The organism is Microcoleus pseudofavosus SVA1_A4, from assembly GCF_036700565.1.
Taxonomy (GTDB): domain Bacteria; phylum Cyanobacteriota; class Cyanobacteriia; order Cyanobacteriales; family Microcoleaceae; genus Microcoleus.
Map to the genome: position 1 here is coordinate 7,144 of NZ_JAUBPE010000063.1, position 19,061 is coordinate 26,204.

Genomic DNA, 19,061 nt, shown 5'->3' on the forward strand with positions numbered 1-19,061 from the left:
TGAACGCAGATGTTAGGAGGAAATAGAAGCCGATGAGTTACGAAAAAAATGGATTAGAAATTGCAATCGTAGGTATGTCTGGAAGATTTCCCGGTAGTAAAAGTCTTGATGACTTTTGGGAGAAGTTGAAAGAGGGGGTAAATTTAACTTCAACCTTTCCAAATTCAAGACCAAGTAAATTAGGCGATCGCACAAAAAAAGTAGGCTCTATTCTCGATAATATAGAACTATTCGATGCTTCTTTCTTTGGCTTTAATCCTAGAGAAGCAGAAACGATGGACCCCCAACACAAAATGTTTTTAGAGTGTGCTTGGGAAGCGCTGGAAAATGCTGGTTATGACTCTGAAATCGAACAAAGACCGATCGGAGTTTATGCGGGAACGGGAATTAGCACTTACTTGCTTTATAACCTTCATCCCAACCGAGAATTGATGGATTCAATGAGTTTCTTGCAAACTCTGGTTGGAGTCGATAAGGATTACGTTCCCACTCGCGTCTCCTACAAATTGAATCTGAAAGGGCCGAGTGTTAGTGTAGGAACAGCTTGTTCTAGTTCATTAGTGGCAGTTCATTTAGCTTGTCAAAGCTTATTAAGTGGCGAATGCGATATGGCTTTGGCGGCTGGTGTTGCTGTCAAAGTTCCTCAAAACGAACTAACACTATCGCCCGAAGGAATTATTTCTCCTGATGGAAAGTGCAGAGCTTTTGATGCCAAAGCAAACGGCACAATTGGCGGTAATGGAATTGGTGTTGTTGTTCTCAAGCGGTTGGATGATGCGATCGCAGAGCGAGATTGCATTTATGCTGTTATTAAAGGATCGGCTATTAATAATGATGGTGGATTAAAAGTTGGCTATACTGCTCCCAGTGAAGAGGGTCAATCGAGGGTAATTCGATCGGCTCAAATTATGGCGGAAGTTGAGCCAGAAACAATCAGTTATATAGAAGCTCACGGAACCGGAACTCCTTTAGGCGATCCGATCGAAATCGCGGCGCTGACACAAGCTTTTCGAGTCAATACTGATAAGAAAGGTTACTGTGCAATTGGCTCGGTCAAAACAAATGTCGGGCATTTAGATGCGGCGGCTGGAATTGTAGGTTTAATCAAAACAGTTCTATCACTCCACCACAAATTACTGCCTCCCAGTATCAACTTCGAGGCACCAAATCCGCAGATAGACTTTGAGAATAGTCCGTTTTATGTCAACAGTAAACTTTCGGAATGGAAAGCTAACGGTAATCCTCGCCGTGCTGGAGTGAGTTCTTTTGGGATCGGCGGTACTAATGCTCATCTAATTCTTGAAGAAGCTCCTGCACCAGAAGTGTCTAGTCCTGATCGCGCCAAACAATTATTAATACTTTCAGCTAAAACTAATTCGGGATTAGACACAGCTACCACTAATTTAGTTAACTATTTAGAGCAGTATTATGATGCCAATATTGCCGATGTAGCTTACACTCTGCAAGTTGGTCGTCGAGGATTCAATTATCGCCGGACGATCGTAGCAGATAACCTTGAAGATGCAGTAAAAACTCTCAGATCGAACAATCCCCAGCGAGTATTTACTAATTTTATCGAATCAAGCGATCGCGCCGTCGTTTTCATGTTTACAGGACAAGGCTCGCAATATGTCAATATGGCGCGGGAACTTTATCAGAGCGAATTAATATTTCGAGAAGAGTGCGATCGCTGTTTTAAATTACTTCAACCCCATTTAGGGTTAGATTTGCGCCAGTTGATTTACCCAAGTAAGGAAGAAACCGAAAAAGCAACGCAACAATTACAGCAAACTGCTATTACTCAACCTGCACTATTTGTTATTGAATACGCGCTCGCCAAATTATTGATATCCTGGGGAATACAACCCCAATCGATCATCGGTCACAGTATTGGCGAATATGTAGCAGCTTGTATCGGTGGCGTGTTCTCTCTCGAAGATGCTTTGTCCCTGGTAGCTACTCGCGGAAAAATGATGCAGCAATTACCTTATGGGACGATGATTTCTGTAAGCTTATCTGCGGAAAAAGTTAAATTATTTTTGAATGAAAACCTCTTTCTAGCCGCCAGTAATAGTCCATCTTTGAGCGTGGTTTCAGGAACGATAGAAGCGGTAGAAAACCTCGAACGTCAACTAGCAGAAAAGGGTATAGAATATCGCCAATTGCATACCTCTCATGCGTTTCATTCCGCAATGATGGATTCGATGATCGAACCGTTTGTGCTAGCACTTAAAAAAGTAAAATTCACTCCTCCTCAAATTCCCTTTATCTCCAACCTTACTGGTACTTGGATTACCGCTGCTGAAGCTATCGATCCGAATTATTGGGCGCGACATTTGCGGGAAACCGTGCGATTTTCTGAAGGAATTGCCGAGTTAATTAAAGATTCTCAACTCATTTTCCTCGAAGTTGGGCCAGGACGGACATTAACTACGCTGACTAAACAGCAAGCATCTGGACGAATCGTACTTTCTTCGCTTCCTCATCCCAAGGATAAAGAGTCAGATTCAGGATTTTTACTGAATACTCTGGGTAAACTTTGGCTAGCAGGAGTGCGGGTAGATTGGTCGGGATTTTATGCAAGTGAAAAACGCGATCGCATCCCCCTACCAACGTATCCTTTTGATCGTCAACGTTATTGGATAGATCCACCAGCAGAATCAGCTAGTAATCGCCAAGTAACGTTGGAGCGAAAACGCGATATTGCAGATTGGTTTTATATTCCATCGTGGAAACGTTCTCTGCTCTCAACGCCTAAATCGAATACCATGCAAGTTCAGTCATCCTATCTGGTATTTATCGATGAATGCGGTTTGGGTGTCGAATTATTGAAACGATTAGAGCGGCAAAATCAAGAAGTAATTACCGTCAAAATCGGGTCAGAATTTACCAAATTGGGGAAAGATATTTATACTGTCAATCCTCAACAACCAAATGATTACAAAGCTTTAGTTAAAGCACTTTTTGAGCGAGAGAAGATTCCCAAAACGATCGCACATTTGTGGACTGTTACAAAAGATAGTAAATTAGACTGGGAACTGATCGATAAAGCTCAAGAAACAGGATTTTATAGTCTACTATTTCTAGCGCAAGCATTGGGGGAAGAAAATTTAAGTGATGAGTTGCAAATTGTGGTTGTTTCTAATAACCTACAGGAAGTAACTGGAGATGAATTACTCTGTCCAGAAAAAGCAACTTTGCTGGGAACTGTGAAAGCGATCGCGCAAGAATATCCAAATATCAATTGTCGCAGCATTGATGTTGTTCTTCCATCTTCGGGAAATTGGCAAGAAAAACTCCTAGAACAATTATTTACAGAAATAATTGTTGACTCTTCTGATTCGATCGTTGCTTATCGTGGTAATAATCGCTGGTTACAAACTTTTGAACCAGTTAAACTAAATGAAGCACGAGAAGAAACACCAGTTTTGAGGGAAGGAGGAGTTTATTTAATTACAGGTGGACTGGGGGGGATTGGTCTTGTTTTAGCAGAGAATTTGGCGAAAACTGTCAAAGCAAAACTTGTTTTAGTAGGACGTTCTGCGTTTCCAGATCGAAATGAGCGATCGCAATGGTTAGCTACTCACGATCGGCAAGATAACATTAGCCGCAAGATTCGCAAACTACTCGAATTTGAAGAGTCTGGCGCAGAGATTTTGGTAGCTACTGCTGATGTTACTAATTTAGAACAAATGCAGGTTGCGATCGATCTTGCTCAGAAACAATTTGGTCACATCGATGGCGTTATTCACGCTGCGGGAGTCCCTGGAGGCGGTATAATTCAACGCAAAACGCGGGAGGAAGCTGAACGTATTTTAGCTCCTAAAGTAAAAGGTACTTTGGTGCTCGATATTCTCCTCAAAGATGTCGAGTTAGATTTCTTTGTCTTGTTCTCTTCTCTTGCTTCGGTGATAGGCGGAGTTGGACAGGTGGATTATGCTGGAGCAAATGCTTTTCTGGATGCTTTTTCTCACTATAAAAACTCCACAAATGGCACGTTCACCACTTGTATTAACTGGGATGCTTGGCAAGAAGTGGGAATGGCAGCGTCAACAGTGAAGCAGTTGCATCGAACTCCCGATATTGCTCAACAAAAATTAAGATCGGTAGAACATCCTTTGTTTGAAAACTGTTTAGTTGACAGTTCGGGAAAAGAAATATATATTTCCAAGTTTAACGTTCGCGATCGCTGGGTTTTAAACGAACACCGATTTAAAGGAAAAGCCATACTTCCAGGTACAGCCTACTTGGAAATGGCGATCGCGGCTGCGGAAATTCACGCTAATAATAGAATTGTTGAATTGCGACAAGTCTATTTTCTGTCTCCTTTAATTGTAGAAGGGGATGAGGAAAAAGAAGTTCAAACAATTCTTACCAAAAAAGAAGATGGCTTCGAGTTTGTGGTGATGAGCAAATCTAACTCTAAGTCAGATGAATGGCAGAAACATACTATTGGGGAAATAGCCTACAGGGAGTTAAAAATATCTGAAAAATTTGACATTCAAGAAATAGAACGAGAGTTTAGCGATCGAGAAATAATTATTCCCCAACAAGGGAGTGAAACAGTAAAAGGAGCGATTGAGTTTGGAGCGAGGTGGCACAACTGTAAATGGATAAAACTGGGCAGCAATCAAGGATTAGCACTTCTTGAATTACCCTCAGTATTTACTAGCGATTTAAAGTCATATAAATTGCATCCAGCTTTATTAGACTATGCTACGGGTTTCCTGATGATGCAATTAAAAGATGAAGGGGCGACTTACTTACCTTTTTCTTATAAAGCATTACGGATTCAAGGAGATTTATCTGGTCGGATATATAGTTACATCAGGTTGATAGAAAATAAGCAATCTCAAAAAGAAACGATGAAATTTAATATCACGATTTTGGATGAAATGGGTACGAGATTGATGGAAATTGAAGAATATACTTTGAGGTGTTTAAATGAAAACATTTAATGATACGATAAAGAACGATAAACCAAACCAAACTGCCACCAGTTCGGAAAGCCAAAACGTCTATTTAACTATCTCTTCTCCTGGCTTATTAGACACTCTAATATTTCGTCCTATTCCGCGTCAAAAGCCCGGTGTAGGTGAAGTAGAGATTGAGGTGATCGCAACTGGGCTTAACTTTAAGGAAGTGCTTCTTGCTCTTGGTTTGGTTCCCGTTCCAACTGATTTTAATTTCAAGTTTGGACTCGAATGTGTCGGCAAAATAACGGCTTTGGGGAAAGGCGTTGATGGCTTGGCACTTGGAGATGAAGTAATTGCTTTTGGTACTTCATGCTTTAGCCGATTTATCACCACTTCTGCTCAGTTAGTAGCGCCAAAAACAGCACATCTCAGTTTAGAAGAAGCGGCGACAATTCCAGTTGCTTTCGTAACCGCTTATTATGCTCTAATTAAATTGGGCAAATTGCGCCAGGGTGAAAGAATTTTGATTCATTCAGCCGCTGGCGGTGTGGGGATGGCTGCCGTACAAATTGCTCAGTGGATAGGTGCGGAAATCTTCGCTACGGCGGGCAATGATGAAAAACGAGAATTTTTGCGATCGCTCGGCATTCAACAAGTAATGGATTCCAGGTCTTTGACTTTTGCTGATGAAGTGATGAAACGCACAGAAGGCAAAGGCGTAGATGTAGTTTTGAACTCATTAGGAGGCGAATTCATACCAAAAAGTCTCGCGGTTTTAGGACGTTACGGACGGTTCTTAGAAATCGGTCAACGCGATATCCTTAATAATAGCCAATTAGGTCTGCAACCTTTTGAAAAACGGTTATCATTTTTTGCGATTCAAGTAGAGCCGGAACTACCTAATTTCAGCGAACTTTGGCGAGTAGTAGTGCAACACTTTAACAATAAAAATTTCACTCCCCTACCTCATCAAGTCTTTCCCATTTCGGAAATAGTTCGCGCTTTTGAATACATGACCGTCGGCAAACATATTGGCAAAATTGTGATATCATGGCAGGATAAAAGGGAAGTAGAAGTGGAAAAAAATAACGTATTAACTTCTACAAATTCCCAGTTTTCTGCAAAAAGTTTGCCAAGAAATTTTCTAGAAGATGGATTGTTACCGTCAGAAGGTATCAACGTTTTCAGGCGAATTTTAGAGAGTAAACTGCCCCAAGTTTTAGTATCAACCCGCGATTTGACGACCTTAATTGAGGGGCATAATTCGGATAGCATAATAAATTTCTCAGAAACCGGAGAAAATACTAATTTATCCCAAGCAACGCACCCCCGACCCGAATTAAGCAATGCTTATATTGCTCCCATCAACGATCTCGAAGAAACGATCGCTAACATTTGGCAGAAGTTTCTAGGTGTCAAGCAAGTGGGTATCCATGACAACTTTTTTGAATTAGGAGGACATTCCTTATTAGCCACCCAAGTTATTGCTCAGATGCGCCTAGCCATCAAGATGGATTTGCCGTTAAGCATCCTGTTTGATGCACCCACTGTAGCCGACATTTCCCAGTACATCGAGAAGATTCGTTTGACTACTCAAAAATTCCAAGCGCCTATTAATACTGAATTAGATGACAGAACGGAGATCGAATTATGAAACAATCTATTGACGAATTTTTATTCAACCTCAGCGAACTCGGTATCAAACTTTGGGTAGATAACGATCGCCTGCGCTGCAATGCTCCCACGGAAATTTTGACACCTGCGTTGCGCGAACAATTGACCGATCGCAAAACTGAAATCCTGACATTTCTAAATAAATTTAGCGAAGATTCCAGTATTCAAGACCAAACATTGCCTTTGATTTCACCCGACCTCAAAAATCGGTATCAGCCTTTCCCGCTCAACGATATGCAGCAGGCTTACTGGATCGGCAGAACGGATTATTTTGATATGGGGAATGTGTCCATCCACAGCTATACAGAAATCGAGATCGTCGATCTAAATATAGACCGATTAAATTTAGCTTGGCAGCAGTTAATTAACCGTCACGATATGCTGCGAGCGATCGTTTTGCCGGATGGACAGCAGCAAATTTTGCCGCAAGTACCGCCTTATGAAATTCAGGTATTAGATCTGCGGGGAAAAGACGCTGAGGCTGTAGCTTTTCAAATAGAAATGATTCGCGATCGCCTCTCGCACCAAATGTTATCTCTCGAACAGTGGCCTCAATTTGAAATCCTCGCCTCTCAATTAGATGAAAATAGCAGCAGGCTTCATATCAGCATTGATGGCTGGTGTCTTGATGGCAGGAGTTTACAGCTTTTATTTCGAGAGTTAAAAGAACTCTACGACAAGAGCGATCGACACTTACCTCCTCTAGAACTTTCATTCCGAGACTACGTTTTAGCTGCGATCGCTCTAGAAAATTCACCTATCTATGAAAAATCTTTAAAATATTGGCTATCTCGTATTCCCACGTTACCGCCAGCACCGGAATTACCCCTAGCGCAAAATCCCGGCAATCTCAAAAACCCTCGATTTGTTAGTCTCAAATACAAATTAGAATCTCAAACGGTACAAAGACTAACAAATAGAGCGGCTAAAGGCAGTTTAACCTTAGCTGGAACATTGCTTGCAGTCTACGCGGAAGTGATAGGACGCTGGAGTAAAACCCAGAGATTTACTATCAACGTGCCGCGATTCAATCGCCTACCATTGCATCCTCAAGTCAACGATATTATGGGAGAGTTGGTATCATTTACGCTTCTAGAAGTAGACAACTCAGGAAATGAATCATTTGAAGCGCGATCGCAGCGCATTCAGTCGCAACTTTGGCAGGATTTAGAACACGACTATGTAACTGGCGTGCGAGTCCTGCGAGAATTAGCTAAGGTTCAAGGCAAGGCGGGAGGAGTCGCAATGCCGATCGTATTTACGACTACTCCTCAAGATGTGGATGGTAATAATGCGATCGGAGATATTCCTCTGGGAAAAGTTGTTTATAACGTCTATCAAACCCCGCAAATTTGGATAGATAATATCTATTTTATGGAGTCTGATGGCTCTCTAATCTACACTTGGCAAGTCGTAGACGAACTATTCCCAGAAGGGATGATCGATGATATGTTCGACGCAGCTTGTAGTCTCCTGCAACGCTTAGCTGATGAAGAAAACACTTGGCAAGAAACAGCGCCGCAATTAATACCATCTGCACAATTAGAACAACGCGCAGCCATCAACAATACTGCGGCTGAAGTATCAGATACCTTACTTCACAGTTTGTTTGCAACTCAAGTTAAACAGCGACCGGAAAAAATTGCTGTGGTAACTTCCACTAGCAGCTTAACCTATCAGAAATTATTCGAGCGATCTAATCAAGTCGGTCATCGACTGCGCCAATTAGGAGTTCTTCCCGATCGGTTGGTCGCAATAGTAATGGAGAAAGGATGGGAACAAATTGTCGCAGTCATGGGTATTTTGGCTGCTGGTGCTGCTTACGTTCCCATTGACCCAGGATTGCCTGAAGAACGCTTGTTTTATCTCCTAGAAAACAGCCAAGTTGAAATTGTTTTGACTCAATCTTGGTTAAAAGAAAAACTTACTTGGCGTGAAGGAATTCAACTACTCTGTTTAGACAATGAAGACTTAGCAAAAGAAAGCAAACAAGCATTAGATCCAATTCAAAAACCAGACGATTTAGCTTATGTAATTTACACCTCTGGTTCCACAGGCAAACCCAAAGGCGTGATGATTACTCATCGCAACGTGGTGAATGTGGTTATCCACACTAATAGACGCTTTAATGTCAGTTACCAAGACTCTATCCTAGCTGTAACCGCGCTCAATCACGACTTATCTGTTTACGACATTTTTGGGCTTTTAAGTGCTGGCGGTAGCATTGTCATGCCAGATGCTGAAGCGGTGAAAGATCCCTCTCACTGGATAGATTTGATGTTGCGAGAAAGAGTGACTTTATGGAATTCAGTTCCGGCGATGATGGAGATGTTGGTTAGTTATGTCGAACAGCAATCGGCAACTATTCCTTTAAGTTTGCGTTTGGCAATTTTAGGTGGAGATTGGCTCCCGATTTCTTTGCCAGAGCGACTAAAATCTTTACTGCCAAATATCCAAATCCTTAGTATTGGCGGGCCGACTGAAACTACAATTTGGAACATCGGTTATCTCATCGAAAAAGCCGAACCTAACTGGAAGAGTATTCCTTACGGTCAACCGATGGCTAACGCAAAATATTACATTTTGAACGAATCTTTAGAAGATTGCCCGGTGTGGGTTCCCGGTCAAATGTACTGCGCTGGCGTACAATTAGCAAAAGGTTACTGGCAGGATGAAGAAAAGACTAAAACTAATTTCATCACTCATCCGCGCACGGGAGAACGGATTTACCGCACGGGAGATTTAGGTCGCTATTTACCAGATAGCAACATCGAGTTTTTAGGACGAGTAGACTTTCAAATTAAGATTCGAGGACAGCGCATTGAAACCGGAGAAATCGAAGCAGCATTAACCCAACATCCCAATGTAAAAGCTTCTGTAGTTACAGTTGTGGGTAACGAGTCTAACCAACAGCGCTTGGTAGCTTACATCGTTCCCAAACAGAAAATTTATACCGAAAATAAGCTGGCTGAAGCTTATGAGCCTGGTCAACTTGAAGGAGTGTTAATCGATCCGGTAGAACGCATTGAATTTAAGTTCAAACAACTAGGATTGCGACAGCTTCAACCCACTCAACCCAGTATTGAGTTGCCAAAACCTGAGTTTGATGAAATTATGAACCAGGCTTATTTGCAGCGTCAGAGTTATCGGCAATTTTTAGATAAAGCCATTTATTTGAAACAGTTAGGTGAGTTTTTAAGCTGCTTGCTACCCATAACGCTGGATAGTTCCCCTTTACCTAAATATCGCTATGCTTCCGCTGGTGGCCTCTACCCCGTGCAGGCATATTTGTATGTTAAACCCAACCGAGTGGAAGGGTTAGAAAGTGGATTTTACTATTACAATCCTACTTACCACCGTTTGGTATTTGTGAGTGCTGCTAGTGAGATTAACAGCAGGATCTATCAAAAAAATCAGCTAATTTTTGAGGAAGCGGCTTTTTCCCTATTTTTGATCGGGCAACTGAGTGCGATCGCGCCGATGTATGGAGAAGTGACGCGAGATTTTTGTATGTTGGAGGCGGGTTATATCAGTCAGTTACTGATGGAAACCGCGCCCAAGTATGAAATTGGTTTGTGTCCTATAGGTTCGATAGAATTTGACCAATTGCGAGATTTATTTGCACTCGAATCCAGTCAAATTTTACTTCACAATATGGTAGGCGGAGGAATAGATCCAAGTTGGACTAAGCAGTGGTTGGAGGAAAAACCTGCAACATTTCAGAACGATCGGTCAGAATCATTAACTGATGAATTACGCGATTTCTTGCAGCAAAAACTTCCCGAATATATGGTACCTTCTGGTTATGTGCTACTAGACGACTTACCATTAACACGGAATGGTAAGGTCGATCGCCTCGCCTTGTCTGCGCTAGAAAGTCTGCTTCCCCAACAGAGTACGGCTTACGTTGAGCCAGTAACAGATTCCGAACAACTCATTGCAGGGGTTTGGCAACAGGTACTTCAACTCGAAAAAATAGGAATTAATGATAATTTCTTTGAGTTGGGGGGTAATTCGTTACTCATGGTCAAGACTCAACTCAAATTGCAAGAAATATTGGGTAAAAAAATACCGATCGTTGATATGTTTAAAGCCCCAACGATTTCTTCTTTGCTCAAATACTTAAATCCAAATGAAACTACAAAAACCTCGACCGAACAAGGTCAAGAGCGAGGCTCAATACGGAGCGATCGCCAAACTTTACGAGGTCAACAACAACAATCCAGACAGAAGCATCGGGGGAAGAAATTTTAGATTTTGAAATTTGGATTTTAAATTGCTAATTGTCAATAATCAAAGGAGTTAAAATTAGATGAGCGCAGTGCATTTACAGAATGATATGAATGGGTCGGAAATAGCCATTATCGGAATGGCAGGTCGTTTTCCAGGGGCAAAAGATATCGATATTTTCTGGCAGAATCTGCGAGAAGGTGTAGAGTCAGTTGAATTTTATTCAGATGAAGAACTACTCTGTTCAGGTGTAGACTCAACTTTGCTGAACAACCCCAATTACGTCAAAGCTAATCCTGTTCTATCAGACGTTGAAGGATTTGACGCTGAGTTCTTCGGCTTCAGTCCGAAAGAAGCTGAAATTTTAGATCCCCAGCATCGATTATTTATCGAATCTGCTTGGGAAGCACTCGAAAATGCAGGTTACAATTCGGAAACTTACCAAGGTTCGATCGGTGTTTACGCAGGTTCAGAAACTAACACTTATCTGCTCAACAATATCTATCCTAATTTTGGTCTATCAGATTTACAAACGCTGCTAGGAAATGATAAAGATTATCTATCTTCCAGAGTTTCTTATAAATTGAACCTCAAAGGACCGAGTGTCAGCGTTCAAACCGCCTGTTCTACTTCATTGGTGGCTATTCATATCGCTTGCCAAAGTTTATTGAATGGCGAATGCGATATATCTTTGGCGGGTGGCGTTGCAGTTCGCGTTCCACAGAAGGTTGGGTATTTGTCTCAAGAGGGATTTGCTTCTCCCGACGGACATTGCCGATCCTTTGATGCTAAAGCGCGGGGAAGTATTTTCGGTAGCGGTGTAGGAGTTGTGGTTCTCAAACGGTTGGCAGATGCGATCGCAGATGGAGATTCCATTCATGCAATTATCAAAGGTTCGGCAATTAATAACGACGGCGCGTTGAAAGCTGGTTATACTGCTCCCAGTCCAGATGGTCAATCAGCAGTGATTTCCGAAGCTCAAGCGATCGCGGGAATTGAACCTGAAACAATAAATTATATTGAAGCTCACGGAAGCGGAACACCTTTAGGAGATCCGATCGAAATTGCCGCGCTGACACAAGTTTTTCAAAGTCGTACTGCACAAAAAGCTTTCTGTGCAGTTGGTTCCGTTAAAACTAATTTCGGACATCTCGGTGCTGCTGCTGGCGTAGCAGGTTTAATTAAAACAGTTTTAGCGATCGAACATCAGTTAATTCCACCGAGTTTGCATTTTGAAGCATCCAATTCTAAAATTGATTTTGCTAACAGTCCGTTTTACGTCAATACCAAACTTTTAGAGTGGGAAACGCAGCAAAATCCTCGCCGTGCTGGGGTTAGTTCTTTAGGAATTGGAGGTACGAATGCTCACGTAATTCTCGAAGAAGCGCCGCCTGCTCAAACTTCTGAAACGTCTCGGACTTGGCAATTACTAATGTTATCTGCCAAAACTAACTCGGCTTTGGAAACGGCGACGGCAAATTTAGCCGAACATTTAAAACAGCATCCCGACCTCAACTTAGCTGATGTCGCTTACACCTTGCAAGTAGGTCGTCGAGCTTTTGAGCATCGGCGAACGCTGGTTTGCAAAGATATTCAAGATGCGATCGCTGCACTTCAAAATCCCAAACGAGTTCTCAATAATATTCAGGATGGAATCGAACGTCCAGTCGCTTTTATGTTTACAGGACTGGGAACTCAATATGTCAACATGGGTTGGGAATTATACCAAGTTGAACCGACATTTCAAGAAACAGTCGATCGCTGTTGCCAATTTCTCAAACCTCTGCTGGGGTTGGATCTGCGAGATGTCATGTATCGCGATCGCAATGATATGAAAACTGCTTCAACATCAGGTTTCGATCTGCGAAAAATGCTCGGTCGCGGCGAACAAGAAGCGGGTGAAACTACTCAAAAACTGAATCAAACTCATCTCACTCAACCTGCTATTTTTGTACTCGAATATGCTTTAGCTCAGTTGTGGATTTCCTGGGGAATTCACCCTGTGGCGACGATCGGTTACAGTATCGGTGAATATGTCGCCGCAACCCTAGCAGAAGTCTTATCTCTAGAAGATGCTCTTACTCTCGTCGCCAAAAGAGCGCAGATGATTCAAGAGTTACCAAGTGGAGCGATGTTGGCGGTTCCTTTGAGTGAGGAAAAGGTGCGTCCTTTGCTGAATAAAAACCTCTCTTTATCGGCAATTAATGGTTCTGCTTTTTGCGTAGTAGCGGGAACTACAAACGCTATAGATGAATTGGCTGTTCAACTAACTGAAAAAGGTTTAGCTTGTCGGCGCTTGCAAAGTTCCCATGCTTTCCATTCCTACATGATGGAAGCGATCGCTCAACCCTTCACCGAATTAGTAAAAACCGTCAATCTTCAACCACCAAAAATTTCTTATATATCAAACGTTACCGGAACTTGGATTACCGCCGAACAAGCTACCGATCCTAATTATTGGACGAAGCATTTGTGTCAACCCGTGTTATTTGCTGATGGGATGCAAGAGTTGTGGAAAAAACACAAACCGATTCTATTAGAAGTTGGGCCGGGACAGACCTTGTGCAGCTTGGCGTTACAGTGTTTAGAAAATGTTGCGATCGCGGATAAAGTCGCGTTACCCTCGCTGCGAGATGCTTACAATCAACAGTCAGATTTGGCTTTCTTGTTCAATACTTTGGGTCAGCTTTGGCTTTCAGGAGTCAAGATAGATTGGTCGGGATTTTATACTAGCGATCGCCGTTCTCGAATTCCGTTACCGACTTATCCGTTCGAGCGTCAGCGTTACTGGATTGAACCTCCCAAAAATACGCCAAATCTCCATCACGTTCGGAAAAATTTAGAACAAAAACTTGATATTTCCGATTGGTTTTATATTCCATCTTGGCAACAATCCCCGTTATCAATATCGTTGGAAACGGAGAAATTAATTGCTCAAAAACAATCGTGGCTGGTGTTTATCGATCGCTGTGGGGTAGGATCTCAACTCGTAGAAAGACTCGCTCGCGAGAATCAAGATGTAATAGTGGTGAGAAGTGGCGAGCAATTCGATAAGATAGGCGATCGCGAATACGCGATTAACCCTGAAAAGAAAGAAGATTATGATACTTTATTGAATGAGATTCAAAGCTTGGGTAAACTTCCGCAAATTATTGCCCATTTGTGGAACGTAACACCAAGCGATCGCATCCCTAAAAGACTTGATGATTTTGATAAATTTCAACAGCTTGGATTCTATAGTTTGCTGTTTTTGGCAAAAGCATGGGGAGAACGTAATCTGACTGACTATATGCAACTTTGTGCGATTTCCAATAATATGCAGGAGGTATTTGACGAAGAGGAGTTGTATCCTGAAAAAGCCACGATTTTAGGAATATGCAAAGTAATTTCCCAGGAATATTCAAACCTTGCCTGTCGTAGCATTGACATCACGCTTCCCGGAACGGAAACTCGGAAATGGCAGCAATTAATAAACCAATTGTTAGTAGAATTGACTGCGGAAACTCCCGATCGCGTTATCGCTTATCGCGGCAATCATCGCTGGGTACAAGACTTTAAAGCTTTGCCCATGAAAGGTCAAACTCTACCTACAGTTAGATTACGGAAAGGAGGAGTATATGTAATCACAGGAGGATTGGGAAAACTCGGACTAATTGTAGCAGAATACTTGGCAAAAACCGCCCAAGCTAAGTTAGTATTAATTGGTCGCTCGGAATTACCCTCAAAAGCTGAATGGCAACATGACGAACAAAACAGATTGAAGGTTGAAAAAGTTAAGTTTTTAGAAGAATTGGGCGCAGAAATTCTCACGATCAAAGCAGATGTTTCTAACTTTGAACAAATGCAAGCGATGCTGAATCAGGTGCGCGATCGATTTGGTAAAATTAATGGAGTAATTCACGCCGCCGGAACTGCCAGTGCCAGTTTTATTCAGCAGAAAAATCCCGAAGCAGCCAAAAGTGTTTTTGCACCTAAAGTGAAAGGAACATTGGTAATAAATGAGGTATTGAAGGATGAAAAGCTCGATTTTCTAGTTCTATTTTCTTCAATTTCTTCAATTGTCGGTGGATTAGGTCAGGCAGATTACTGTGCAGCAAGTTCTTTTCTGGATGCCTTTGCCCATTATAATTTCTTCAGGCGTGAAATGCTGACAGTTTCTATTAATTGGGATGGTTGGCAAGAAAATAACTTGCAAGATGAATGGCTTTCATCATTGCCTCCAGAAGTACAAGTTCAGATTAAGCAGGCGCGAGAGAAATACAGCATTACCTCTCAAGAAGGTGTAAAAGCGTTAGACTATATCTTGTCTAATACATTTCCTCAAGTCATAGTCTCAACGCGAAATCTCCAAACAGTTATCGAACACGACCAGATTTCAACGCTAGCAAATGTACTGGAAAATTTAGAAACTTCTCGTACCAAATCAACGCACAAACGACCGATTCTAAAAACTGCATACGTCGAACCTAGCAATGATACTGAGTACAGAATTGCTGGCATTTATCAAGAGTTACTGGGAATCGATCGCGTAGGCATAAATGACAGCTTTTTTGACTTGGGAGGAAACTCTTTGATCGGGATTCAGTTAATTTCTCGGCTTCGCCAAGACTTCCAGATAGAACTATCTATTCCTTCCCTTTTTCAGTCACCATCTGTAGCTGAATTAGCTTTTGTTATTGAGGAAATCATCATCAACGAATTAGAAAGATTAACTGAAGATGAAGTTCGCGAACTTGAACCAGTTAATTCCATGATATGACCAATGACTAATGACCAATGACCAAAGGATTAAGTATGAACATTCAAACAGTCGGTGTAATCGGAGCAGGTGTTATGGGAGTTGGGGTAGCGCAAAATCTAGCGCAAACCGGACATCATGCAGTGCTTTTAGATATTTCAGATAATATTCTGGAACGAGCGAAGCAGGAAATCAAAAATAATATCCGTTTTCAAGGGTTTTTCAACAAAAATGAGAAAGCCGATAGTCCAAATGACATTTTGGATAAAATTACTTTTTCCAGTAACTATCAGTTTCTAGAAAAAGCGGAATTCGTCGTTGAAAATGTTACCGAAAAATGGGATATTAAAAAGGAGGTATACAGTAAAATAGACGCGATTTGCCCGGAAGAAACTATTTTTGCCGCCAACACATCAGCCATTTCCATTACTCGGATCGCTTCCGCTACCAAGAGGGCAGATCGAGTGATTGGCATTCATTTCATGAACCCCGTGCCGATGAAGCCGATGGTGGAAATGATTCGCGGATATCATACTTCTGAGCAGACGATCGAAACCGCCACAAAATTATTAGCGAAGATGGGAAAAGAATCTATCTTAGTTAATGATTCGCCTGGTTTTGTTTCCAATCGGGTGCTAATGTTAACCGTTAACGAAGCAATTTTTCTGTTGCAAGAAGGAGTAGCTTCAGCCGAACAGGTTGATAAAATTTTTAAATCCTGTTTCGGTCACAAAATGGGGCCCTTAGAAACAGCAGATTTAATCGGATTAGATACAATTCTCTTCTCGATAGAAGTCTTGTACGAAAGCTTCAATGACAGTAAATATCGCCCCTGTCCTTTACTCAAAAAAATGGTAGATGCGGGATTGCACGGGCGAAAAAGCGGAAAAGGTTTCTATACCTACAATCATTAGTCATTAGAAATTACAGAACATGAAAGCAGCTAAAGACCAAATCAAAAAATTCCTTTGTCAGTTTTTCGGCAACCATGACTTGCAGGATGATGAAGACATATTTGCTTTGGGATTCGTCAATTCCATGTTTGCCATGCAATTGGTGTTGTTTATAGAAAAAGAGTTTGAAGTGACGATCGAAAATGAAGACCTGGAATTTGCTAACTTCAGGAGTGTCAACTCGATGGCGGCGTTACTAGAACGGAAAACTACCGTACTGGCGAGAGAGTAAAAAATAGGATTTTAATGTTGACATTTGGAGGAATTAAGTGATACAATGAAAATAGAATTAAGTTCTCAGCAAAAAGACAATCGCTCCACTTTTAGAGCTTTCGTAGATGAAGAAATAGTTCCTCATGCCGATCGCATCGATCGCGAAGAAAGAACTCCCCCCGAAATCATCCAAAAACTAGCTCAAAAAGGATATTTAGGAGCCATATTACCCGAAGAATGGGGCGGCATTGGCATGGATGCGATCGCCTACGGTCTCCTAAACGAGGAAATCGGACGGGGATGTTCTTCGCTAAGGTGTTTGCTAACAGTTCATTCTATGGTCGCGCATGGTATTCTCAAATGGGGCAGTAAATTTCAAAAAGAACATTGGCTGACTAAATTAGCATCCGGCGATGCGATCGCAGCTTTCGCATTGAGCGAACCTAACGTAGGTAGCGACGCCAAAGCCGTAGAGACGACAGCAACACTTTCTGGCGACTCTTATATCTTAAACGGGCAAAAAAAATGGATTACTTACGGACAAATTGCCGATGTTTTCTTAGTTTTTGCCAAGTGGGAAGGTAAACCCTCTGCTTTTTTAGTCGAAAAAAACAGTCCGGGACTCTCAATTAAACCAATTTTTGGAATGTTAGGTGTCAGAGGTTCGATGTTAGCAGAACTGCACCTAAATAATTGTCAAATTCCCCAAGAAAATCTCGTGTGCAGACAAGGTTTTGGTTTCTCCCACGTAGCATCTTCTGCACTTGATTTGGGACGGTACAGTGTCGCGTGCGGTTGTGTTGGTATTGCCCAAGCTTGCTTAGAAGCCTGCATTGAATATACAAGTAAACGCAAGCAATTTGATGTTTATCTCAAAGAGCATCAACTAATTCGACAAATGATTACTGAGGCGCTCGCGAATATCAAAGCCGCCCGATTACTATGTTATCAAGCAGGTTATCTCAAAGATATTGGCGACCCCAACTCAATTATGGAAACCTCGATCGCCAAATATTTTGCTTCTACGATCGCAACCAAAGTAGCTAATGATGCCGTCCAAATTCACGGGGGAAATGGTTGCAGCAGCGAATACCCAGTTCAACGGTATTTACGGGATGCAAAAATCATGGAAATCATCGAAGGTAGTACCCAAATTCAAGAGATTACCATCGCTGAATACGGTTATCAAGAATATAAATTCTCACAAAATCGCAGTTCGATAGCTCAAGAATTAGTAGCAAGGACGTGAAAACATGATTAGTTTAAATTCTGCGCCAACAGACAACAAACAAGAAAAAACACGCTCCATCAAATGTGTCGTTTGGGATTTAGATAACACCATCTGGAACGGCATATTGTTAGAAGGAGATCGAGTTTGCTTGCGACCCGATATACTCGACATCATCAAAACTTTGGATAGTCGAGGCATCTTACAATCGATCGCTAGCAAGAATGAATATAGTAGTGCGATCGAAAAACTTGAAGAATTAGGATTGCACGAGTATTTTATCTATCCTCAGATCCATTGGAATTCTAAGGTTTCTTCGATTAAAGAAATTGCTAAATTAATTAATATCGGGACGGATGCGATCGCTTTCGTTGACGACCAAATTTTTGAACTTGAAGAAGTAAATTTTTCACTCCCTGAAGTCCTTTGTATTAATGTCGATCGCCTAGAATATCTACTAGAAATGCCAGAAATGAATCCTCGTTTTATCACAGAGGATTCCCAAAAAAGAAGGCAGATGTATATCAGCGATATCCAGCGAAATCAAGCTGAATCAGAATTCATCGGTTCGCAAGAAGAATTCTTAGCTACCCTAAATATGCACTTGACCCTTTCTGATGCTAAAGAAGAAGATTTACAGCGAGCCGAAGAATTAACAGTACGCACCAATCAACTAAACACAACAGGTTACACATATTCCTATGACGAACTGAATATGTTTAGTCGATCGGATAACCACAAATTGCTCATCGCCAGTTTAAATGATAAGTATGGAAATTATGGAAAAATCGGCTTAGCTCTCCTCGAATATTCCGACAGCTTCTGGACTATAAAACTCTTCCTGATGTCCTGTCGCGTCATGTCTAGAGGTGTCGGCACAGTTATGCTAAATTATCTGCTCGAACTCGCTAAAGACAATAACGTTCGATTGCGTGCAGAATTCCTTTCAAACAATCGAAATCGGATGATGTACATCGCTTATAAATTTTCGGGATTCAAAGAAATCGACAAGAATGGCGATCTGGTAATTCTCGAAAACGATCTAAAAATAATTCAACCTTACCCCAAGTATATGAATATCCAAATCCTAGATTAAAAACTTAAATCTG

General features: G+C 41.6%; 8 protein-coding genes. All 8 read left to right on the forward strand.

Annotated features, from left to right (window positions below; genetic code table 11):
- Positions 1 to 32 precede the first annotated feature (32 nt).
- The 8 genes from QUA02_RS23505 to QUA02_RS23540 are packed head-to-tail and all read left to right on the forward strand — an operon-like array spanning position 33 to position 19,048.
- Complete coding sequence (locus QUA02_RS23505) at positions 33 to 4,958, forward strand: type I polyketide synthase (protein ID WP_333031233.1); 4,926 nt, start codon at positions 33 to 35, stop codon at positions 4,956 to 4,958.
- Entirely contained in the window at positions 4,945 to 6,570 is a 1,626-nt protein-coding gene (locus QUA02_RS23510) for a zinc-binding dehydrogenase (RefSeq protein ID WP_333031237.1), read from the forward strand. Before QUA02_RS23505 ends, QUA02_RS23510 begins: the two co-directional genes overlap by 14 nt.
- The gene (locus QUA02_RS23515) at positions 6,567 to 10,844 is read left to right on the forward strand and encodes a non-ribosomal peptide synthetase (RefSeq protein ID WP_333031238.1); all 4,278 of its coding nucleotides are present in this window, start codon (positions 6,567 to 6,569) and stop codon (positions 10,842 to 10,844) included. Before QUA02_RS23510 ends, QUA02_RS23515 begins: the two co-directional genes overlap by 4 nt.
- 58 nt (positions 10,845 to 10,902) lie before the next feature.
- Complete coding sequence (locus tag QUA02_RS23520; protein ID WP_333031241.1) at positions 10,903 to 15,579, forward strand: type I polyketide synthase; 4,677 nt, start codon at positions 10,903 to 10,905, stop codon at positions 15,577 to 15,579.
- A gap of 17 nt (positions 15,580 to 15,596) precedes the next feature.
- Positions 15,597 to 16,472 (forward strand): 3-hydroxyacyl-CoA dehydrogenase family protein, encoded by an 876-nt coding sequence (locus QUA02_RS23525; RefSeq protein ID WP_333031243.1) that lies wholly within the window; start codon positions 15,597 to 15,599, stop codon positions 16,470 to 16,472.
- Positions 16,473 to 16,491: 19 nt separating this feature from the next.
- Entirely contained in the window at positions 16,492 to 16,743 is a 252-nt protein-coding gene (locus QUA02_RS23530) for an acyl carrier protein (RefSeq protein WP_333031244.1), read from the forward strand.
- Positions 16,744 to 16,788: 45 nt separating this feature from the next.
- The gene (locus tag QUA02_RS23535; RefSeq protein WP_333031247.1) at positions 16,789 to 17,973 is read left to right on the forward strand and encodes an acyl-CoA dehydrogenase family protein; all 1,185 of its coding nucleotides are present in this window, start codon (positions 16,789 to 16,791) and stop codon (positions 17,971 to 17,973) included.
- Positions 17,974 to 17,977: 4 nt separating this feature from the next.
- Positions 17,978 to 19,048 (forward strand): HAD-IIIC family phosphatase, encoded by a 1,071-nt coding sequence (locus QUA02_RS23540; RefSeq protein ID WP_333031249.1) that lies wholly within the window; start codon positions 17,978 to 17,980, stop codon positions 19,046 to 19,048.
- The last annotated feature ends 13 nt before the right edge of the window (positions 19,049 to 19,061 follow it).